The organism is Sorangium sp. So ce590 (assembly GCF_051521365.1).
Taxonomy (GTDB): domain Bacteria; phylum Myxococcota_A; class Polyangia; order Polyangiales; family Polyangiaceae; genus Sorangium.
Genome location: NZ_CP150346.1, coordinates 10,973,749 through 10,993,493, shown reverse-complemented (window position 1 = coordinate 10,993,493; position 19,745 = coordinate 10,973,749). Strand labels below are relative to the sequence as shown.

The window sequence follows — 19,745 nt, the reverse complement described above, 5'->3', positions numbered from 1 at the left end:
TTGCGTGCCGTGAGCGGCAGCGTAAAAAGCTGTTCCAGGAGCAACCTGCTGCTCCGGTACACCTGCCGCTTCAGGAGCTTCGATGACGCACATGCCCCGCTTGACGACGACCTCGCTCGCGCTCCTCACGATCGCGCTCTGCGCCGGCTGCTCGCCCTCCGAGCGCAACTTCACGTCGGGCGTGGGCGGTGAGGGCGGCGGCGCGGGCCACGGCGGCGCGGGGGGCGCAAGCACCGGCGGCGGCGCAGGCGCAGGCGGCGCAGGCGGCCACGGCGACGCGTGCGCCGCGCCGGAGGACTGCCCCGCCGCGGAGAACGCGTCGCCCACGTGCGAGGCAGGCGTCTGCGGCGTCGCTTGCGACACCGGCTTCCTGGACTGCGACGCCGCGGCCCCGGGCTGCGAGGCGCTCGCGCGCGACCTCGAGCACTGCGGCGCCTGCGGCAACCGCTGCGCGACGGAGTGCGTGGAGGGGAAGGAGGGCGCCTTCTGCAACGACGTGGTCGAGATCTCGGCCGGCTATGCCCACACCTGCGCGCTCCGGCGGGACGGCAGCGTGTGGTGCTGGGGCAGGAACACGTTCGGCGAGTCGGGCAAGCCGGGGAGCGACCTGGTCTTCCCTTTCCCGGCGCAGGTCGCCCTTCCCGGCAAGGCCCTCCACGTGGCGGCGGGCGGCGGGTTCTTGCGTTCGGGCGACTCCAGCGCGCCCCCTCCCGCGCACACGTGCGCGATCATGGAGGACACGACGGTCATCTGCTGGGGGCACGGAACGACGGGGCAGCTCGGCACCGGCGGCTACCCCGCGTCGAGCGCGCCGGCGCGGGTGCCGAGCCTGATCAACGTCGTGCAGCTCTCGCTCGGCGCAGCGCACTCGTGCGCGGTGAAGATGGGCGACGAGCTGTACTGCTGGGGCTCGCACCAGGAGGGCCAGCTCGGCAAGGGGGAGTCGGGGCAGTCCGAGTACATCACCCCGACGCTCATCCGGAGCGACAGCCGGCAGGTCGCGAGCGGCCAGGATCATACCTGCGCCATCAAGGCCTCCGACGGAGGCCTGCTCTGCTGGGGCCGGAGCTTCGATGGCCAGCTCGGCACCGGCTCGCAGGAGAGCGCCTCGTCGCCGGTGCCCGTCCTCGCGCCGCTCGCCGCGGGCGTCGAGGAGGTGGTCGCGGGCGACCGGCACACCTGCGCGCGCAAGGGCGTGGAGGTCTACTGCTTCGGCAACGATTACAACGGCGCGGTGGGCGCCGATCGGTACGGGCCCGTGCTGGAGCCCACGCTGGTCGTGGTGCCTCGGGCGGCGCACATCGACGTGGGCCGCGAGCGGAGCGGCGCGGTGTCCGGCGAGGCGCGAGCGCTCAAGATGTGGGGGGTCGGCCCCCTCGGCCACGGCGAGGCTGGGCTGTCCTCGCAGCCGGTCGACGTGCCCCTCGACGGCGTGGCGCAGCTCGCCGTCGGCTATTACCACACGTGCGCTCTGAGGACGACCGGCGAGGTCCTCTGCTGGGGCGAGAACACCCAGGGACAGCTCGGCGTGGGCCGCGAGGTCGAAGAGCAGCTCTCGCCGGTCGCGGTCAAGCTCGCGCCCTGAGCGCGGCGCTCACGGGCCCGCGTCCTCGGCGCGAACGGAGGACAGAGCTTCTTGGCTCGCCGGAGAGCGCCACGCCGACCGCCTCGACGGTGTTCCTACCAGCTATCTGAGAACAGACAATCGTAGAGCGTGGCCCCTCCCAAGAGGCGGCTGTCGGTTGCCACGTCCGGTATGAACGGTCAATCAACGTACGACCCGGAAATTTGCCATCGATCCGATTTAGCATGCCTTGCCAGCGGTCACGATCGGCTCCGGCGCGACGACGGGCGTCCGCCAGCCGTCCATGTTCCTCTGTCCGCTTGTAGCGCGGATCCTCACGCGAGTAATATCGATATACTACTCCCACCAACTCTTCGTTCGAGTGCTTCATGGCTTCGTAACCCTGGCACCGCTCACGGCTCCGGGCATCCTGACCTTCATCTCTTCAGCGGCGCCCGTTCGGCGGCGGTCCCGCCTCCCGGCGAGAAGCCCAGCACGCCCACCTGCGCGGCGTCGGTATGTCGGGCGAGGATGCCGGGAATCCGCGAGGAGGTGGCGCCCGCCATGGTGTCGAGAAGGAAGCGCACGTCGGCCGCGCGGGCGCCGACCCAGAGCGTCTTGAACGCCACGTCTTCGTCCGTTCCCGGGCCGGGCACGCGCGCCTGGGTTGGCGCGACGGTGCCGTCGGGGAACACCACCGCGGCCGCGTCGTAGGTGTGCTCCAGCGCGATGACCACGTATCCCTGGCTCGCGAGCGGTCGCCGTTGCGGCGCCGGGCCGGAGGTGAATACAGTGGCCGCGTGATCCCCCCTCGCCAGGAGACTGTCTTGCTCAACCGTGCCCGCCACCGCTCGCTCGCTCCAGGTCGCGCACCCCTCTCCGCCTCGCTCCCTGCGCTCCTCGCCTGCGTCGCGGCCTGCGGCCCTGCCACGCCGGCAAACGAGCCGGCCCAGCCGTCCGCAGATCCCACACCCGCCCCTGCCCCCGCGCTGCCCGCGCCGGCGACGCCCTCCATCGACACGGCGCTCGGCGGCCGGCTCTTCGACAAATTCTATGGAAAAAAACCCCCGTTTGCGGCCTTCGTCCCCGATAGCTCGAAGACCCAAGGGGCCCTGGATGGTCAAGGCGGTCCCTCGGCCAATGGGACGCTGAAGCTCGGATCCGGGGAGGCGATGAACAACGACGCTGGCCATGACTATCGGCTCAAGAACTTCTTCGGGTGGGATCTCAAGGGGCGCGAGGGCATCTATGGACCGAGCGCGATGGCGAAGGGGTACGCCGTCTCGCGGAACCTCCTCGGGGGACGCGAGACGCAAGAGGATCTCGTCCTCCTGTTCACGAAGGGGGATCGCGAGATCCCCGCGTACGGCGACGTGCTCACGCCCCCTCAGATCGAGGCCATGGCCGCGTTCGTTGTCGGCGTCCGCGACGGCGCGCTCCCCCATCCCGACCAGATCTTCACGCTCAAGCCGCCGGCTCAAGGGCATTACGCGCTCCTGCCGGGCGGCGACGCCGCCCGCGGGAAGGCTCACATCAAGGACCGCTGCTCCTCGTGCCACGGCGACGACGGGACGAAGGAGCTCTTCGACGACGGCGCCTACTCGCTCGGCTCACACGCGCGGCAGAAGGCGTACGAGGACTGGCACAAGATCCTGAACGGGCAGCCGGGCTCGCCCATGGGCCGTCAGGTCCGCGGGAGCACAGGCAAGGAGATGGCGCAGGAGCTCCTCGACATCCTCGCGGCCCTCTGCGACCGCGGGGCGTTCCCTCCAGGAAAGGCGACGGCGAAAGATGTCGATGACGGCGACGGGCGCTGCGGCGCCTATTTGAAATAACCGGTCAGCGCAGCTCGCCCACGAGCGTATCGAGGCGGCGCCGGCATCGCGCCGGCGCCGGGCGGTGCAACCGTCGAAAAGGCATCGTCGGCCGCCCGGCGTGCCTCTTGCAACGCTCGCAACGAACGCCAGCCCGGCCGGCGCATGTGGACCGCCATGCCGAGCGATCCCGAAAGCCCCGAGCGGCGCGGGGCGCGCTTGACAGCTTTCGTACGGGCCACGATAATTTCGGCCCCCGCGACGACTTGGCCTGGGGGGACAGGAGGCGGACGTGGTCTGGACGATTACCGCGGAGAAGAGGTACGAGAAGCAGCTCTCGAAGGCGGGGCTCATGAGCTCCGAGGAAACAAAGCTCAACGAGTGGCTCGCCCTCGTGCCGACCAGAGGTCCGTTCGCCGCCGCCACGGAGCTGCACATCAAGTGCGCGAAGCTCCATAGTGGGGGGGACCAGTGGGAGATCTATCTGGGGAGCTACCACCGCATGTCCTTCACGGTGAATGGGTTCGAGCAAGTCGAGCTGCTATCCGTCGGGCACACCTGAAGCTCCGCGGGCCTCGCCATCGAGGCCGCTGAAGTCGCCGCGCGAGGTCGAATGCGGTCGGCATGCGCCCGCCGCCAGCCTTGCTTCCCGAGGCCGAGCTATCGCCGGTCGGCGAGCTCGTCGGCGCCGTTCCAGGACGACCTTCTCCCGATTGCCGCTCTTCGAGCGGAGCGTCACCCCCACGCACGACGCTCGCCCGCCGTCCGAGAGCTGGCGGCCGAGTACGCCGCGGTGCACAAGCTCGTCACAAAGGCGGATGCCCAGTCGAGCACCGGCTCGATCAACCCATGGATCGACACCTGGGCTCCGGCGGCGCCGCTCCCCGACGCGCCCGCGCCCGAGCCGAGCTGGAGCGCGGTGAAGGCGTGGTGGACCGGGGAGGCCACGCGACCGTACCCCAGCCTGCGCCCGCACATGAACGCCGCCGCCAAGACGGTGGCGGCGCGCATCCTCGCGTCCAAGCCACCGAGTGAATTCACCGGTCGGGGGCAGCGCAAGTTCATCAAGGACATGGAGGATGCGCTGGAACGATCGCGACGCGGGACGGATGCGCCTGACCTCGATCGCCCAGCAGCCCGCGCCGGCGGCCGGGCCTACCCCCGGGGCCCCCGATGCCGAGCTCCTGCGCTTGCGCGACGAGGGCTCCCCGGCCATCTGCTCGCCGCCGCGGCGCAGCTCGGGGCAGGAGGCTGCTCGGTTGGTGCGGCCCTCGTCGCGGTGGCCACCCCGCGCGGCCGGCTCCACGCCCTGTGGTCGTGGTCGCTCACCGAGGACGACGCGTTCGCCCACCAGACAACGGAGCTGACGTGCCTGGCCGATGCCTCCGTCGACGAGGCGTTCGTCGCCGTCGATCAGCGCGGGAGCGCGGCGGTGCTCGCGCGGCGCGCGGAGGCGTGGTCCTTCGTCGACGCCAGCCGGCCCGACGTGGCCGGCCCGGCGCCCGCGCTGGCATCACCGCTGCAGCTCTCGTTCCTGCGCGGCCGAACGCCGGTCGTCGTGTACGCCGAGCCCGAACAGGGCCTGTTCCTGCGCCCGCTCGTCGACCTGCCTCCCTTCGTCCCGCCCACCTAGCCTGGATCGACGAGCGGGCTGAAGACGCCTGAAGAGAGCAGAATTTCGAGGCGCCGTTGCGCGCCGCGCGCGGGTGCTAGGGTGGCGCTCATGTCGAACGTGCTCCGAGCGACGCTCCTGAGCCTCCTCGGCAGCCTCGCTCTCGGCTCTGCGTCTGCGGGACCGCCCGCCACGACGGCGACGCCCTCGACGCCCGCAGATCTCGTGATCACGGCCGGCGTCGTCCGGACGATGGACCCCGCGAAGCCGCGCGCCGAGGCGGTCGCCGTGCGCGGCGAGCGGATCGTCTTCGTGGGCAGCGCGGCCGACACGAAGGCCTTCGTCGGGCCGGGGACGCGCGTCGTGGACCTGCCGGGGCGCGCGGTCGTGCCCGGGCTCGTCGACGGGCATGGCCATCTCTACGGGCTCGGGGTCGCGCTGGAGACGCTGAGCGTGCGCGGCACGAAGAGCGCGGAGGCGGCGGCGGCGGTCGTGGCCGAGGCGGCGAAGGCCCGCACGAAGGGCGAGTGGATCACCGGGCGCGGCTGGGATCAGAACCTCTGGCCGGGCGCCGCGTTCCCCACGCACGCCCCGCTCGACGCGGCGGCGCCGGAGCATCCGGTGGCGTTGCGCCGCGTCGACGGGCACGCGCTCTGGGCGAACGCGGCGGCGATGCGCGCGGCCGGGGTCGGCAAAGACACGCAGGATCCGCCGGGCGGGCGCGTCCTGCGCGACGCGGCGGGCGAGCCGACGGGCATCTTCGTCGACAACGCGATGGGCCTCGTCGAGGCCCAGATTCCGGCCGACCCGCCCGCCGTGCGCGAGCGGCGCATCCTGCGCGCGGCCGAGGAGGCGCTCTCGTCCGGGCTCACGGGCGTGCACGAGATGGGCATCGACGACGAGACCGTGGCGGTCTACCGCGCGCTCGCCGCCGCCGGGCGGCTGCCGATCCGCGTCCACGCGTACCTCGCTGGCGAGGGAAGGCTCGAGGGGCTCGGGGGGCGCGCGCCCGACGTCGACGCGACGGGCACGGCGATGTTCGTGCTGCGCGGGGTCAAGCTCTACGCCGACGGCGCGCTCGGCTCGCGCGGCGCGGCGCTCCTCGAGCCGTACGCGGACGAGCCCTCGACGAAGGGGCTCCTGCTGATGGATCGCGAGGCGCTCGCGCGCGCGGCGCGGCTCGTCGCGGACGCGGGCTTCCAGCTCGCGGTGCACGCGATCGGCGACCGCGCCAACCGCGCCGTGCTCGACGCGCTCGAGGCGCTCGGCCCGGGGCGGGCCGCGGCGCTGCGGTTCCGCGTGGAGCACGCGCAGATCGTCTCGCCCGACGATCTGCCGCGCTTCTCGGCGCTCGGCGTGATCGCCTCGATGCAGCCGACGCACGCGACGAGCGACATGCCGTGGGCGCCCGCGCGGCTCGGCGCCCGTCGCCTGAAGGGCGCTTACGCCTGGCGGTCGCTGCTCTCGTCGGGCGCGCGCGTCGTGTTCGGCTCGGATTTCCCGGTGGAGGAGGTCTCGCCGCTGCTCGGCCTCTACGCGGCCGTGACCCGGCAGGATCTCGCGGGCCAGCCCCCGGGCGGGTGGATGCCTGCGGAGCGGCTCGACCTCGACGAGGCGCTCCTGGCCTTCACCGCGGCGCCCGCGTATGCGGCCTTCGCCGAGGGCCAGAGGGGCCGGATCGCGCCCGGCTACGTCGCCGATCTGACGGTCCTCGGCCGCGATCTCTCGCCCGATCGCTCGCTCGTCGACACGCCGATCGACATGGTGGTCGTGGGCGGCCGCGTGGCGCGCGCGCCGGCCCCGCGGTGAGCGATCGGCCTCAGAAGGTGCCGACTTCGCCGAGCAGCGTCCCGTGCTCGCTCAGGTACACATGGCCCCGAGGGGTCGACTCGCCCGCCTCCCAGCGCGATTCGACGGAGAGCTCGAAGGCGCCGCTGCACCCCGCGCAGCTGTCCCCCGACCCACCACCGGCGTACACGTCCGGGAACGGGTTCTCGTCGAAGGAGAAGAACAAGCGAAGGTGCGTGGCCCCGTCGTCGCCCCGATGGAGCGCCCCGCGCTGATCGTGGTGGAGAATGCCGTCGGCGCTCGATAGATGCCCGAGCACGAGGATCTGCAGATACGCGTCGGCGCACGCGCTGCTGCGGTCGATGTACGCCACAACCGGCGAGCTCTCGGTGTCGGCGGCGAGGGACCAGCTCACGGCGCTCGTCGTTCCGTTGGCCCATGCCACGTCGAAGCTCCCGGCCCCGCCTGTCGCATCGATGGCCTCCTGGCCGCTCACACCGAGGGGCGTCGGGTCGACGAGGCCATGCTCCACGAACTGGCCCGCCACCTCCGGGAACGAGTCGCAGGGATCGGCGGCGACCTCCCCCGTCTGTCCCCCGGCGTGAGCGCACCCCACGAGCAGCCCCACCAGCAGCCAGCAAGCCAATCGTACGTTCATCGAAGCCTCCTTCGCCATCCACCTGTCGCAGCGCAGGAGCCAGCGCAAGCGCCGCGTAGCGCAAATACGCATTATCTATCGCGCTATTATGCTAACATCGATGCATATATGCGATACAAGAGCGCGCAGTACGATGAAATCGCAAAGGATTTCTGCCGAGCGCTCCGCGGCCAACGCTCGCAGCGGCAGCTGAGCGTCCGGCTCGGGTACGGCACGAACGTCGCCTTCGGCTGGGAGTCCGGGCGGCGCTTTCCCACGTTCCCGACCCTGCTGCGCGTCGCGGCGTACAACGGCGTCGACGTCCACCGGGCGCTCTCGGATTTCGTGCGCCAGGAGTCGGCCCTCGGCGGGGACGTCGCCGTCTCCGACCCGGCCCTCACGGCCACCCTCTTTCAGGTCGTCAAGGGGGGCCTGAGCAACGCCGAGATCGGCGCCCGTATCGGGCGCAGCGCGTCCCAGGTGTCGCGCTTCATCGCGGGCACATCCCAGCCCCGGCTCCCCGACGTGCTGGCCCTCGTCGACGCGACAACCGACAGGCTCCTCGACTTCCTCGCCCTCTTCGTCCACCCGGGCCAGCTGCCCTCGGTGGCGCGCGACTTCCGTGTGCTCGAGGAGCGCCGCCGGATAGCGACGGAGCTCCCCTGGTCTCACGCCGTCCTGCGCGTCCTCGAGCTCGCGAGCTACGCGGCCCTCCCCTGCCACGACGACGCCTGGGTCGCCGCTCGCCTCCGGCTCCCGGACGACGAGGTGCGCGCGTGCCTCGAAGCCCTGTCGCGGGCGGGTCTGGTCCGATGGCGCGAGGGCCGGTACGCCGCCACGGCCGAGACGGTCGACATGACCCGAGGCGCCGCCGAGCCGCGGCAACGATTGAAATCGCACTGGCTCGACGTCGCCGCGCGCCGGCAGCGTCGCGGCGATCCGGGCCTGTATTCCTACAACCTGGTCAGCGTCGCGCGCTGTGACCTCGAGCGGCTGCACGCCTTGCATGTGCGGTATTTCCACGAGCTCCGTCAGATCGTGTCGGATTCGCGCGAGCCCGATTGCGTCGCGCTGGTGGCGATGCAGCTCTTCGAGCTCGGCGCGTGAGGCACGGATCGGGGCCCGACATGGCCGAGCCCCCGGGAGCCGCGGGCCCTCATCGAGCGCAGGGGAGCTCCGGCCAGGCCGACGCGGACACGGTTCGAGGCCACGGCGAAGGTGGGCTACGCCATCCTCGTCCTGCTCCTGACGCGGGAAGCTCGTCCCCGCCGAGGTGTCTCCACCATCGTGCCGCAGAATGCAGCATGCCGCATTCTGCGGCGGCTCGGTGCGGTCAGGCTGGATTTTCACAGGAGAAAATCGGCTGACGCAGCGCCGATCTGGCGTCGTTCAGGGGGACGCGACCTGGAGCGAAGCAGCTTCCCACCCGGGGGATCCGGGGTCAGCGACGGTGTCGCCAGCGAGCTGAAGTGGGGCCATTTTGGTGAAAATCCGGGCTAGCTCGCCGCGCCCGATCTGGGCTAGGGTGCGCGGCATGGAGCTCGCCCGCGAGCCGACCCCACCCGTATCCGGGGTATTCGTCGTGCTCGCGCTGAGCGCGCCACCCAGCGACCTGGGCCCATGACAGCGGCCCATGGAGTCTCGACCATGAACGAACTCTCCGACAACCGAAGCGCGAGGCGCCATCCGGGCCCTCGCTCCTGGCCCGGCGCCCATCGCGTGTCGCGGCGCCCCACGGCCCTCGGGCCTCGCATCGCCCTCGCCCTGCTCGTGGGCGTGAGCCTTGGCTCGGCGGCCTGCGGCGGCATCACAGCGTTCGAAGGGGGACGGGCGTTCACCGTCGTCGGCCAGCCGCCCCCGCCGCCCCCGCCCCCGCCGCCCGAGAAGAAGCGCGTGGAGGTGACGGAGGACAAGATCGTCATCAACGAGAAGATCCTCTTCGAGCACAACAAGGCGGGGATCCGGGTGGAGTCGCACAGCCTGCTCAACGAGGTCGTCGACACGATCAAGAAGCACCCGCATATCAAGAAGATCGCCATCGAGGGGCACGCGAGCTCCGACGGTGCGGACGATCACAACATGAAGCTCTCGGATCGCCGCTCGAAGGCCGTGATGGAGTTCCTCGTCCAGCACGGGATCCCTCAGAGCATGCTCACCGCCAAGGGCTTCGGCGAGACAAAGCCCATCGCGGACAACGAGTCGGAGGAGGGGCGTGAGAAGAACCGCCGGGTCGAGTTCAACATCGTCGAGCAGGACACCGCGAAGGCCGCGGGGGAAGGGCAGTAGATGCTGATCCGGGGTCGATCCACGAACGCTGCTCCCGGCAAGGAGGCGCGCATGAAGCAATGGCTCTTCGGTATGGTCCTGGTCGCCTCGTCGAGCGCGTCCGCAGGGTGCTCCTTCGCCGTGCGGAGCCCGGAGATGTACCGCGACGACACGGCCGCGCTGCTCGCGACGCGAGAGGAGCAGATCCGGTCGTGTTACGACGCGGAGCTCGCCCGGAATCCCGCCGCCGAGGGGAAGGTCACCGTCAGCTTTCTCGTGCTCGAGGACAGCGGCCGCCTCACGGACATCGTCGTCGAGCCGGAGGGCACCACCGCATCGAAGGAGGTGACGAGCTGCGTCGTCGAGTCGATCGATGGGCTCCTCCTGACGCCGGCGGATCAGAACAAGGGCAAGGGGAAGTTCGTCTGGGAGTTCACGCCCCGGGCCCCGAAGGCGTAGCCGCGGGGAAGCCCGAGCGCTCGAAGGCCTGCGCGCCGTCCGCGAGCCCCCCACCCGTGGTCTCGCGGACGTGACGACGGCAGCCAGCAATCACAATCCAGCATTTTACGTCGACGACGCGACGCTCGTGACCGGGGTGCGCGCGCACGTCGAGCTCGTGCTCGCCTGTACGGCGAACATGACCAGGCTGAGCGCCGCGCGAGCCCCTGGCTCGACCGGGCCGGCGCATCGGCGTTGACGGCTCTCTGGTTGAGGGGGGCGTGAAACCTGCCGCCGAAAGGACCGATATATGGCCGAAGATCTGAAGGAAGCGCGAGCGATCCAGAACGTCATCACCCGTGCCGCCCACAACATCGACCGGCGGCGATGGGACGAGGTCCGCAACCTCTACGCGGATGTCGTCTTGAACGATTTCACATCGATCCTCGGGGGCGAGGCGGCCTTGCAGAAGGCGGACGACATGCTGGCGGCGTGGAAGAAATTTCATGGCGCGATCGACGTTTCGCAGCACTTCCTCGGCCCCATCGACGTCGAGGTGAGCGGCGAGGAGGCCTCCGCCGAGTGCCATGTGCGCGCTTATCACCGGTTCGCGCGCGCGCCGGGCGGCGAGGAGTGGATGGTCGCGGGGCACTACCGCTATGGGTTGACCAGGCAAGTGGATGGCTGGAGGATCAAGCAGGTGAGGTTCGAGATCGCCTACCAGACTGGCAACACGAACATGTTCGCGGAAGCTGGTCAGTGATGGCCGCGCGCTAGGGGCGGCGCCTCCGACGGGCCTCCGACGGGCCTCCGACGGGCCTCCGATGGGCCTCCGACGGGCCTCCGACGGGGACGAGGGCACGCGCCGGGTCAGACGGGGAGGAGCTCGGCTATGGCGATGTCCTCCAGCTGGAGGACCGAATCGAGGTGGAAGCCGGCCTCCCGCGTGAGCTCCCTGTATTCACCGTCGCTCCGGCACCGGCCGCCGGCGCTGATCGTGAGCATGAGGACGTCGGCGAGGGCCGCCCGCGCGAGGTTGGACGGCTGGAGGATCTGCTCCATGATGAGCAGCCGCGCGCCGTTCGCGTCGCCGATCGCGCGCCGGATGACGCGCAGGATCCGGGAGCACTCGTCGTCCCCCCAGTTCCAGAGGCAGTGCTTGACGATGTACAGATCGTGGCCGCCGGGCACCGCCTCGAAGAAGTCCCCCGGATGGAAGCTCACCCGATCGCCCACGCCGGCCTCTTGCAGGTAGCGCGTGGCGGAGGGCTCGAGGTGCGGGAGATCGAGCACCGTGGCGCGCACGTGGGGGTGGGCCTTCACGATCGCGGAGGCGAGCGTGCCCAGTCCACCTCCCACGTCGAGCACCGAGCTCACTTCCCCGAACCTGGTATAGGCCTGCGCGGCCATCGCCGAGCCCTCCAGCGAGTGGTCGAGCATGGCGCGGTTGAACAGCGCGCTGTCGGCGGCGTCGGCGCGGAGGTGCTCGTAGATCGTCTTGCCGCGGCGATGCGTGAAGCCCGCCTTGCCATCGCGGATCGCGTCCACGAGCCCGCCCCATGCATCCTGCTGGACCGGCGAGCGGAAGAACTCGGCGAGGGCGCGCAGGCTGAAGGGGTGATCGCTCCGGAGGCGCCTCGACAGCTCGGTGTGCTGAAAGCGGCTGTCGCCGAGCTCCTCGAAAATCCCGTTCGCCGCGAGCGCCCGGAGCATGCGATAGAGCGACGGGCCGTGCAGCCCGAGCCGCGCCGCGATGTCGTCCACGCGCGTGGGCGCGTCGCCGATCGCGTCCGCGAGCCCGAGGCTCGCCGCCGTGCACGTCGCGTGAAAGAGATACATGGCATTCGTGATCTCGTTGAAGCGCTGTCGGCCGGTGCTCGAGGGAATCCGTGCTGCTGCATCGTCGTTCATGGTTCCGCTCCCATCTCATCCGATGTTTGTGGCGTCCGTGCGGCTTGCTGACGTCGAGCCCGCGCAATGCGGTGCTCTGTGGGCATTCCCGGCGGGAATGCCCGTAGCCCGCACGTCTGAACCTGGCGCCTTCATTTTGCCACGATTCCAGCGAGGTACCCCGGTTGGATTCGCCAAATTCGTGCCGGGGACGAGGTCGACCCGAGGTGCTCTCCGTCCATGCGCTCCGCGCCGGCGCCGCCTTTCGATAGCCGCGCGACGGCTCCCTGCAGGCCGTCCTGCAGGTTCACGTAGGTAGTCCTACCCCTGCTGACCCGGGGACAAGGTGGAGGTGGCGGGATGACACGGCGAGGTGCGCGGCCGGCGGCGCTCATCGGCGGGGGCATCGCGGGCCCGGTGCTCGGGAGGTTGCTGCGCGACCGAACCAGGCGAGAGCCTCTCCGGATGTTTCGAAGGCGGACGTGAGATCTCTCGATGCACGTCGACTCGAGGAGACGTGCGAGGAGCGAGCAGCCCATGTAAAAGAGAATGACCGTGAGAAAGTCATCCCCACGTTCCTGGAACTGGACCGGTCCGCTCGCGATGTCCATTGCGCTGCTCGTCGCCTGCGGCGATGCCGCGGAGGATCCCCGGCCGGACGGCACCAGCGTGGGCAGCTCAGGCTCCGGCGGCGACGCCGGTGCCGGCGGCCTGGGCGGCGCGGGCGACGGAAGCGGCGCCGGCGGCGCCGGCGGGGAGGAGCTACCGCCACCGGATCCTGCAGAGCCGCTCTTCGCCGGAACGAGCCTCCCGCGGTTCGAGATCGCGCTGTCGCAGGCGTCGATCGATCGGCTCAACGCCACGCCCGACGAGTACGTCGCCGGGCAGCTCACGGTGACGATGGACGGCGAGGTGGTCGAGCTCGCCGACGTCGGCGTGCGGCTCAAGGGCGCCCACGGTTCGTTCCGGACCCTGGACGACAAGGCCGCATTCCTGCTGAAATTCGACGAGTTCACCGACGACCAGACCCTGCTCGGGGTGGAGAAGCTCGCGCTCAACAACATGGTCCAGGATCGGAGCATGATCCACGAGCGCCTGGCCTACGCCCTGTTCCGCGCGATGGATGTGCCCGCGCCGCGCTCGGCCCACGCGACGGTCTGGCTGAACGGCTCGCTCTACGGCCTGTATGCCACCGTCGAGGCAGCGGATAACCCTCGCTTTCTGGATCGATGGTTCGGCGACCACGGGGGAAACCTGTACGAGGGGGCTTACGGGAGCGATCTCGAGCGCTCGAGCGTCGAGACCTTCGACCAGGACAACGGCGATGACGTCGCGTTCGCCGATCTCTATGATCTCGTGGACGCGCTCGACGACATGACGAGCCCGGACACGTTCCTCGCCGAGGCCTCGCAGCACATCGACATGGAGCGCTACCTTGCGTTCGCGGCCACGGAGACCTTCATCGGCCACTGGGACGGCTATGCCTGGCTGCGCAACAACTACTTCATCGCGCGGCGCCCGGACGACGGCCGCTGGACCTTCCTGCCGTGGGGCCTCGACCAGACCTTCACGGACGATCTCTATCCCTTCGGCGGCGAGGCCCGCCTCCAGCGGATGTGCACCGCCTCACCGCCGTGCCGGCAGGCGCTCGCAGCGGCGTTCGAGCGCGTCCTCGAGCGCGCGTCGGAGCTCGACCTGGCGCGCGACGCCGAGGCGGCGCGCACCCTGATCTGGGCCGACGTGCTCGAGGATCCGCGCCGGGACGTGAGCCCCGATGACGTCGGCGAGCACATCGACGCCACCATCGCTTTCCTGAACGACCGTCCTGCCAGCGTGCGGACGCAGCTCGCCTGCGTGGACTCCTCGGGGCTCGACGCGGACGGCGACCTCTCGTCCGGCTGCGACGAGGACTGCAACGACGGCGATGCCTCGGTGTACCCGGGCGCCCCCGAGCTGTGCGACCTGATCGACAACGACTGTGACGGGCTCGTGGACAACGAGCCATCGTGCCCGCATTGCGCCCCGCGGCCGCTTCCGGAGGGCGGCTCGCTGGCGTTCTGCTTCGCGCCCGCGACGTGGGCGGACGCGGAGCTCGACTGCATCGCGCAGGGCGGGCACCTCGTGTCCATCCACGACGAGGAGACGCAGGATCTCGTGGTCTCGAGCGCCGACGCGATCCAGCCGGGCGACTGGTGGATCGGGCTCACCGACGCGGCGTCCGAGGGGGACTTCGCGTGGACCGACGGCACACCGTACGACCACGAGCGGTGGACGGGCGGCGAGCCGAACAACGCCGGCGACGGAGAGCACTGCGTGGAGCTGGCGAGCTGGGCCGGCGGGCAGTGGAACGATATGCCCTGCTACGCCGAGCTGCCCTACGTGTGCAGGCTGCCTTGACGAAAATCGCATGCGCTCCAGCCGCAGAGGCCGACGTGAGGAGCCGACGCCGGACGCAACACCGGCCATGCAGCCCCCCGCCAGCGCGCGGCGCCCGTGCGCATGCGTGATAATGTCGGCGAATGCCGAAGAAGAAGCGGGAGGTTCAGGTCAACACGCTGTCGCGATACGAGAAGTCGTCGGGTCGGCTCGTGCTCGAGGAGTACTCGAGCTGCGAGGTGCCGGCGGGCTGTGGAGGCGCGATCCTGCGGTGGATCGACCCGCTCGAGGCGCTCCCGCTGCGCCTGTGGCTCTGGACGACGGGCGAGGCGGAGCTCTTCTTCGACGGCGCGCCCTTCGCATCGAGCCGCGTCGACGCGCGCGCCGGCCGGCACGTGCTCGCGCTCTGCGTGCGGCCCAAGGGGGGATTGCCGCCGCAGCTCGCGCTCGCGCTCGGTTACTCCGACGACGCGAAGGGGAGCTTCGAGCCCGAACGTTCGCGGTCGATCGGCCGCAAGATCGAGCTCCTCTCCGGCGCGGGCGCCGTGATGGTCGGGGCGACGAAGCCGCCGGAATTCGATGCCTGGCGCCTGCCGGACTTCGACGACAGCGGCTGGCCGGCCCTCGTCCAGGCGAGCGCGGCGATCGAGGATCCCTCGAAGGATTGGCACCTCGGGCAGGTGCAGGAGACGGGCGCCCGCGTCGTGGGTTTGCCCGGACAGACGGGCCCGCTCTGGGTGCGTTGCACCTTCGAGCTCGCGCTGGGAGGTGCCGCGTGAGCCCGCGGCCGCCGCTCGTGCTCGTGCCGCAGTTCTTCGGGTCGACCGTCTTCGACAGGCGAAGCTCGCGGTATCTGCCCTTCGACCACGAGGCGACCGGCGTCCTCCTCCGCGCCCGCACGACCTCGATGGGCGCGATGATCGACGACGCCCCGCCCGAGCGGAAAGACGCGCTCGGCGCGTTCGCCGCCGCGTTTTATCGGAGGGACTTCTTCACCCACGATCTGCGCTTCGACGGCGAGACCCTCGACGTCGTGCCGCCGGCCGATCACCTCGCGGGTCCGCTCGCCGTGCACCTCGAGGTCGCGGCCTCGTGCAACTTGACCTGCTCGCATTGTTTTGCCGGCGAGCTTCCGCGGCGCGAGCCCCCGCTCACGCTCGCCGAGCTCGACGTGCTCTTCGGCACCCTCGCCCGCATGGGCTCGTTCCGCCTCGGCCTCACGGGCGGCGAGCCGCTGCTTCGCAAGGACCTCTTCGATATCCTCGATCTCGCCACCGGCCACGGCCTGCACCCGTGCCTCACGACGAATGCGCTCCTGCTCACCGAGGAGATCGCGAAGAAGCTCGGCGAGCGGTCGCTCGTCTGGCTCAACGTCTCCCTCGACGGGGCGACGGCCGCGACGAACGATGGGGTCCGCGGGGCGGGGACGTTCGATCGGGTGCTGGAGAAGCTCGCCATGCTCCGGGCGCACGCGCGATTCTCGCTCGCGTTCACCGTCATGCGGCACAACGCCGACGAGGCGCGGGCGTTCGCCGAGCTCGCCGCGCGGGCGGGCGCGCACACGGCCGTGTTCCGGCCGCTGTATCCCGTGGGCTCGGCCGAGGCGCGGGAGGAGCTCTGGCCGTCGTTCGGCGATTACGAGCGCGCGCTCGACGCGATCTGGACCCTCGGGGCCGACGAGGCGGGCCGCCCCGCCGAGGCGCGCGCGATCGACCCGTTTTCCCCGAAGAGCCGCCGTGATTCCCAGGCCGTCGTCCACGACAACTGGGGGTGCGGCGCGGGCAATACCGTTTGCTCCATCTCCGTCGGGGGCGACGTCAATCCATGCAGCTTCCTCGGGCCGACGTTCGTCGCGGACAACGTCCGCCGCACGCCGTTCGATCGTATCTGGAGCGAGGGCGAACGACTCCGCAGAATCCGTGGTTTGCCCGGGGATGGCACGGGCACGGCGACGTTCGGCGGCGGCTGCCGGGCTCGTTCGCTCGTCATGGCCGGAGACGTCAATGCCCCCGATCCTTGGCTTGCCGAGCACGAGACCGTGCCGGTTCGCCGCAATCCCCTCACCGTGCTTCGCGCTCAGCGGAGGCTCGCATGACCGCGCTCGACACCGGATGGCTCCTCTCGGCCGATCGTGTTTTGCCCTCGGCCGCCGAGCTCTTGACCCTCGCCGCGAACCTCGCCGCGGCCGGCCAGCCCGAGAGGGCTGCCATAGCCTGCGACGCCGCCTTCGGCCTCGAACCCGCGGATCCCGAGCTCGCCTCCGCGCGTGCCCTCCTGCTCGATCGGCTGCGTATCGAGGAGCATGGCCTCGTGTTTCGATACGTGCCCGCGGGACCGTTCCGGATGGGCGCGGAGGACGGCGACCCCGACGAGCAACCGGTGCATTCGGTCGAGCTCGACGCATTCTGGATGACGGAGGTCCCCATCACCTGGTCCGCCTACAACGCGCTCCTCGGCTGGCCCCCTCCGCCCGATGGTATGCCCCCGCAGAGGCCGATGGAGGGCAAGAAGGCGGGAGAGTTCGACAGGGACCGGTTCGGCCTCAGCAACGATCACAAGATTCGCCGCCAGTATTGTGAAAGCGAGACGATCCGCGCCCGCGACTGGCACGCGCACGCCCCCGAGAAAGAATGGCTGCGCGGCGGGCAGCGCGTGACGTCGACAGAGCTCTTCGGTGATGTCGCCCGGAAGGACGGCAAGCGCCCCTGGACGTACGACCAGAAGCCGATGGTCGCTGTCTCGTGGGCCCAGGCGAACGAGCTCGGCAAGGTGCTCTCGAACGAACGGGTGACCTACCGTTTGCCCACGGAGGCCGAGTGGGAAAAGGCCGCGCGCGGCGGGCTCGTCGGCCATCGTTATCCCTGGGGGGACGACCCGCCCACGGCCGAGCGCTGCGACTTCGGCCGATTCGAGGCCTTCTCGATCCGTCCGCCCCAGGAATTCCGGCCGAACGGGTACGGCCTTCACGGCATGAGCGGCGGCGTCCGCGAATGGACGAGCGACGGATACGACGCCGCGTATTACTGCGAGAGCCCGCGCGTGTCCCCCACGGGCCCCGGCAAGGCGAAGCAACGTGTGCTCCGCGGGGGCTCGTGGGCCGATTGCGCGTGGGCCGTGCGGGTCTCGTTCCGCATGGGGCACCGGCCCGATCGAGCGAGTGATCCGACGATTGGATTTCGCCTGTGCCGGACCTCCCGGTGACGGGTAGTGGTCTCATTTGCCCAGAGAGAGTTCACATGAAGGCGGGAAGGCGGTAAGATCATTGATCTTTTCTTCCCGCCTTCCCGCCTTCCCGCCTTCATGTTCAAATCCGACCACTACCCGGTGACGCGCGACCTCCCGGCGCCCGAGCCGCTGCTGGGGTGAGGACACCGAGGGGCAGCTCGGCGTCGGCCTGGACGTCGCGGAGCGGCCGTCGCCTGTCGCGGTCGAGCGCCCTCGCTGAGCGCGGCTCGAAGCCGCCGGAGCGCATGGGCCCATCCTACGTGCTGGCGGTCCCCAGGGTGCAGGGGGACCTCGCGCGAGGACCACGCCTGTGTCCATCGACCCCAACCGAGCTGCCCACGCGGGACCACGGGCCTCGCGCGGGCGGCCGCGAGGCGCTGGAGGTGCCGCCGGACATGGTCTAGCCTGACAAGCTGTAGCTCAGCCAACCGCCGCGCCGCCGCGGCGCCGAAGGCCGCTCCAGCGTCCCCATGGCGCCCGCAGAGAGGTCCTCCCATGCGCATCGCCCTGATTTCCGATATTCACGGCAATGAAGTGGCGCTCAGGGCCGTGCTGGCCAGCATCCAGGAGGCCGGCGTCGATCAGGTGATCTGCCTCGGGGACGTCGCGACGCTGGGGCCGCGACCTCGAGCCATCCTGGACATGCTGCGGGAGCTCGGGTGTCCGTGCATCCTCGGCAATCACGATGAGTTCATGCTGGATCCGGGGCTGATCCGCGCCTACACCGAGGCGCCCATCGTGGTCGACGCGGTGGACTGGTGCCGTGACCAGCTGTCCGAGGACGACCTCGGCTTCCTGCGCACGTTCCAGGCGCGCCTCACGATCCCGCTCGACGCTCACGCGACGCTCCTCCTGTTTCACGGCTCGCCCCGGTCTCACATGGAGGACCTCCTCTCGAACACGCCGCCCGAGGAGCTGGATCGCCGCCTCGACGGCCACGCGGCGACGGTGATGGCCGGAGGGCACACGCACCTCCAGATGCTCCGCCAGCACCGCGGCACGCTCCTCGTGAACCCGGGGAGCGTCGGGCTCCCGTTCAAGGAGTACGCGAACGGCGGGCCGCCGACGCTGCTGCACCACGCCGAGTACGCGATCGTGGAGGCGCGCGGCGGCGCGGTCGACGTCAGCCTGCGCCGGGTGCCGGTCGACAGGGACGCGCTCCGCGCCGCCGTGGGGGCGTGCGACAACCCGATGCGCGGCGCGCTGCTGCAGCAATACGCCTGAGCGCGCGCGGCCCGGGGCGAGAGGGCGCCCTCGAGCTGCGACGCCCTGGATCGACGAGCGCTGGAGGGTGTCCGGTACAACCCGGAGTCCGGGAACACCCATGACATGAGATCTCACGGGGGCGAGCGCCGTGGCGTCGACTGCCATCGAGGCGATCTCGGCGCGCTCGCGGAGGTTCACGATCTCAAGCCGGTTGGTTGTGTGGTCCTCGGCCTCCCGGGGGTCATGGAGCCGCCGCCGGTGTGGACGGTCGACGGGCTCCGACGCCGCCCCGGGCGCGCGAGCGCCCCGATGAGCGCCTGGCGCGGCGCGGGCAGGCGCGCCCTCGGATCACGCGGCGTCGGCGAGGTCGACAGGCCCGATCTGCGTGCGGCGGGGCGCGGCGTTCTGGTAGCCTCGACGTGCACGCCGGAGAGCGATGGAGTCCCGATGACGAAATACGAGCAGATCAAGCTGTCCTATGAGGCGTCCAAGGCGGCGATCGGCCAGGTCGCGGAGGAGCTCTTGCTCTGGATATACGAGCTGCGGGACCACCTGGCCTGGCCGAGGGACAAGTGGGCGCTCAACCGGATCGCCGGCGATGGCCAGGCCAACGGGCTGCTGCAGCGGTTCATCGTCGAGAATCAGCCCGGCGTCGGCGAGGTCCTGAAGTGCCAGCTGTCCCTCACCGTCGAGGACGAGCTGCCGTTCACCGTCGACTTCTTCGCGGTGGGCAGGACCGACAGGGGCCTCCTCGTCGTCCTCATCGGCGGAGACCAGATCACCGTCAGCAAGGCCTCCCCCGAGCCGTTCTTCGAGAAGGCCGTGGAGCACATCCGGCAGCAGGCGAGGCGCGTGGCCAAGGCGCGCCGCGTAGGAGCCGGCCCCGGCACCCCCTACCGCCCCGCATAGCCCCCGGCACCGCCAGGCGCG

19 protein-coding genes are annotated in these 19,745 nt (G+C 70.6%); 16 read left to right on the top strand and 3 right to left on the bottom strand.

The genetic code is table 11. The annotated features are described in order from the left end of the window. The first annotated feature begins 82 nt into the window (after positions 1-82). Complete coding sequence (locus WMF28_RS41745; RefSeq protein ID WP_437599316.1) at positions 83-1,585, top strand: hypothetical protein; 1,503 nt, start codon at positions 83-85, stop codon at positions 1,583-1,585. 416 nt (positions 1,586-2,001) lie between these two features. Here WMF28_RS41745 and WMF28_RS41740 read toward each other — a convergent pair whose 3' ends face one another. Beyond that, positions 2,002-2,301, bottom strand: a complete 300-nt coding sequence (locus WMF28_RS41740; protein ID WP_437599315.1) for a hypothetical protein — start codon at positions 2,299-2,301, stop codon at positions 2,002-2,004. Positions 2,302-2,391: 90 nt separating this feature from the next. On the opposite strand from WMF28_RS41740, the gene WMF28_RS41735 reads away from it, so the two are divergent. From WMF28_RS41735 to WMF28_RS41720, 4 genes are all read left to right on the top strand, one after another. Next, the gene (locus WMF28_RS41735) at positions 2,392-3,399 is read left to right on the top strand and encodes a hypothetical protein (RefSeq protein WP_437599314.1); all 1,008 of its coding nucleotides are present in this window, start codon (positions 2,392-2,394) and stop codon (positions 3,397-3,399) included. Positions 3,400-3,670: 271 nt separating this feature from the next. Next, entirely contained in the window at positions 3,671-3,940 is a 270-nt protein-coding gene (locus WMF28_RS41730) for a hypothetical protein (protein WP_437599313.1), read from the top strand. Positions 3,941-4,171: 231 nt separating this feature from the next. Further along, a complete protein-coding gene (locus WMF28_RS41725; RefSeq protein ID WP_437599312.1) occupies positions 4,172-5,011 on the top strand; it encodes a hypothetical protein in 840 nt (279 codons plus the stop codon). A gap of 90 nt (positions 5,012-5,101) precedes the next feature. Beyond that, entirely contained in the window at positions 5,102-6,799 is a 1,698-nt protein-coding gene (locus tag WMF28_RS41720) for an amidohydrolase (RefSeq protein WP_437599311.1), read from the top strand. A gap of 10 nt (positions 6,800-6,809) precedes the next feature. Here WMF28_RS41720 and WMF28_RS41715 read toward each other — a convergent pair whose 3' ends face one another. Further along, the gene (locus WMF28_RS41715; protein ID WP_437599310.1) at positions 6,810-7,436 is read right to left on the bottom strand and encodes a hypothetical protein; all 627 of its coding nucleotides are present in this window, start codon (positions 7,434-7,436) and stop codon (positions 6,810-6,812) included. Between the two features lie 108 nt (positions 7,437-7,544). Here WMF28_RS41715 and WMF28_RS41710 point away from each other — a divergent pair, with 108 nt between their 5' ends. From WMF28_RS41710 to WMF28_RS41690, 5 genes are all read left to right on the top strand, one after another. Next, positions 7,545-8,522: a DUF4423 domain-containing protein gene (locus tag WMF28_RS41710; RefSeq protein WP_437599309.1), complete on the top strand. Its 978-nt coding sequence runs from the start codon at positions 7,545-7,547 to the stop codon at positions 8,520-8,522. Between the two features lie 540 nt (positions 8,523-9,062). Continuing rightward, positions 9,063-9,701: an OmpA family protein gene (locus WMF28_RS41705; protein ID WP_437599308.1), complete on the top strand. Its 639-nt coding sequence runs from the start codon at positions 9,063-9,065 to the stop codon at positions 9,699-9,701. 51 nt (positions 9,702-9,752) lie between these two features. Beyond that, on the top strand, positions 9,753-10,139 hold the full coding sequence (locus tag WMF28_RS41700) for an AgmX/PglI C-terminal domain-containing protein (RefSeq protein ID WP_437599307.1): 387 nt from the start codon (positions 9,753-9,755) through the stop codon (positions 10,137-10,139). A 70-nt stretch (positions 10,140-10,209) separates the two neighbouring features. Continuing rightward, the gene (locus WMF28_RS41695; RefSeq protein ID WP_437599306.1) at positions 10,210-10,377 is read left to right on the top strand and encodes a hypothetical protein; all 168 of its coding nucleotides are present in this window, start codon (positions 10,210-10,212) and stop codon (positions 10,375-10,377) included. Positions 10,378-10,428: 51 nt separating this feature from the next. Further along, entirely contained in the window at positions 10,429-10,881 is a 453-nt protein-coding gene (locus tag WMF28_RS41690) for a nuclear transport factor 2 family protein (protein ID WP_437599305.1), read from the top strand. Positions 10,882-10,988: 107 nt separating this feature from the next. On the opposite strand, the gene WMF28_RS41685 is transcribed toward WMF28_RS41690, so the two are convergent. Further along, positions 10,989-12,029, bottom strand: coding sequence for a methyltransferase (locus WMF28_RS41685; RefSeq protein ID WP_437599304.1), 1,041 nt, complete (start codon positions 12,027-12,029; stop codon positions 10,989-10,991). Between the two features lie 534 nt (positions 12,030-12,563). On the opposite strand from WMF28_RS41685, the gene WMF28_RS41680 reads away from it, so the two are divergent. The 6 genes from WMF28_RS41680 to WMF28_RS41655 all read left to right on the top strand — a co-directional run bounded on the left by WMF28_RS41680 (position 12,564) and on the right by WMF28_RS41655 (position 19,724). Then, entirely contained in the window at positions 12,564-14,405 is a 1,842-nt protein-coding gene (locus tag WMF28_RS41680; RefSeq protein ID WP_437599303.1) for a CotH kinase family protein, read from the top strand. A gap of 122 nt (positions 14,406-14,527) precedes the next feature. Then, positions 14,528-15,163, top strand: coding sequence for a hypothetical protein (locus tag WMF28_RS41675; RefSeq protein WP_437599302.1), 636 nt, complete (start codon positions 14,528-14,530; stop codon positions 15,161-15,163). Continuing rightward, complete coding sequence (locus WMF28_RS41670) at positions 15,160-16,479, top strand: radical SAM/SPASM domain-containing protein (protein ID WP_437599301.1); 1,320 nt, start codon at positions 15,160-15,162, stop codon at positions 16,477-16,479. Before WMF28_RS41675 ends, WMF28_RS41670 begins: the two co-directional genes overlap by 4 nt. Next, a complete protein-coding gene (locus WMF28_RS41665) occupies positions 16,476-17,585 on the top strand; it encodes a formylglycine-generating enzyme family protein (RefSeq protein ID WP_437599300.1) in 1,110 nt (369 codons plus the stop codon). Before WMF28_RS41670 ends, WMF28_RS41665 begins: the two co-directional genes overlap by 4 nt. Before the next feature lie 519 nt (positions 17,586-18,104). Beyond that, a complete protein-coding gene (locus WMF28_RS41660) occupies positions 18,105-18,833 on the top strand; it encodes a metallophosphoesterase family protein (protein ID WP_437599299.1) in 729 nt (242 codons plus the stop codon). Positions 18,834-18,938: 105 nt separating this feature from the next. Further along, positions 18,939-19,724 (top strand): hypothetical protein, encoded by a 786-nt coding sequence (locus WMF28_RS41655; RefSeq protein ID WP_437599298.1) that lies wholly within the window; start codon positions 18,939-18,941, stop codon positions 19,722-19,724. Positions 19,725-19,745: the final 21 nt, after the last annotated feature.

Bases quoted from the DNA above. Each gene is read 5' to 3' on its own strand.
- WMF28_RS41685 (WP_437599304.1), bottom strand. From the start codon at position 12,029: ATGAACGACGATGCAGCAGCACGGATTCCCTCGAGCACCGGCCGACAG.
- WMF28_RS41700 (WP_437599307.1), top strand. From the start codon at position 9,753: ATGAAGCAATGGCTCTTCGGTATGGTCCTGGTCGCCTCGTCGAGCGCG.
- WMF28_RS41690 (WP_437599305.1), top strand. From the start codon at position 10,429: ATGGCCGAAGATCTGAAGGAAGCGCGAGCGATCCAGAACGTCATCACC.
- WMF28_RS41710 (WP_437599309.1), top strand. From the start codon at position 7,545: ATGCGATACAAGAGCGCGCAGTACGATGAAATCGCAAAGGATTTCTGC.
- WMF28_RS41705 (WP_437599308.1), top strand. From the start codon at position 9,063: ATGAACGAACTCTCCGACAACCGAAGCGCGAGGCGCCATCCGGGCCCT.
- WMF28_RS41665 (WP_437599300.1), top strand. From the start codon at position 16,476: ATGACCGCGCTCGACACCGGATGGCTCCTCTCGGCCGATCGTGTTTTG.
- WMF28_RS41655 (WP_437599298.1), top strand. From the start codon at position 18,939: ATGAGATCTCACGGGGGCGAGCGCCGTGGCGTCGACTGCCATCGAGGC.
- WMF28_RS41745 (WP_437599316.1), top strand. From the start codon at position 83: ATGACGCACATGCCCCGCTTGACGACGACCTCGCTCGCGCTCCTCACG.
- WMF28_RS41720 (WP_437599311.1), top strand. From the start codon at position 5,102: ATGTCGAACGTGCTCCGAGCGACGCTCCTGAGCCTCCTCGGCAGCCTC.
- WMF28_RS41660 (WP_437599299.1), top strand. From the start codon at position 18,105: ATGCGCATCGCCCTGATTTCCGATATTCACGGCAATGAAGTGGCGCTC.
- WMF28_RS41715 (WP_437599310.1), bottom strand. From the start codon at position 7,436: ATGAACGTACGATTGGCTTGCTGGCTGCTGGTGGGGCTGCTCGTGGGG.
- WMF28_RS41675 (WP_437599302.1), top strand. From the start codon at position 14,528: ATGCCGAAGAAGAAGCGGGAGGTTCAGGTCAACACGCTGTCGCGATAC.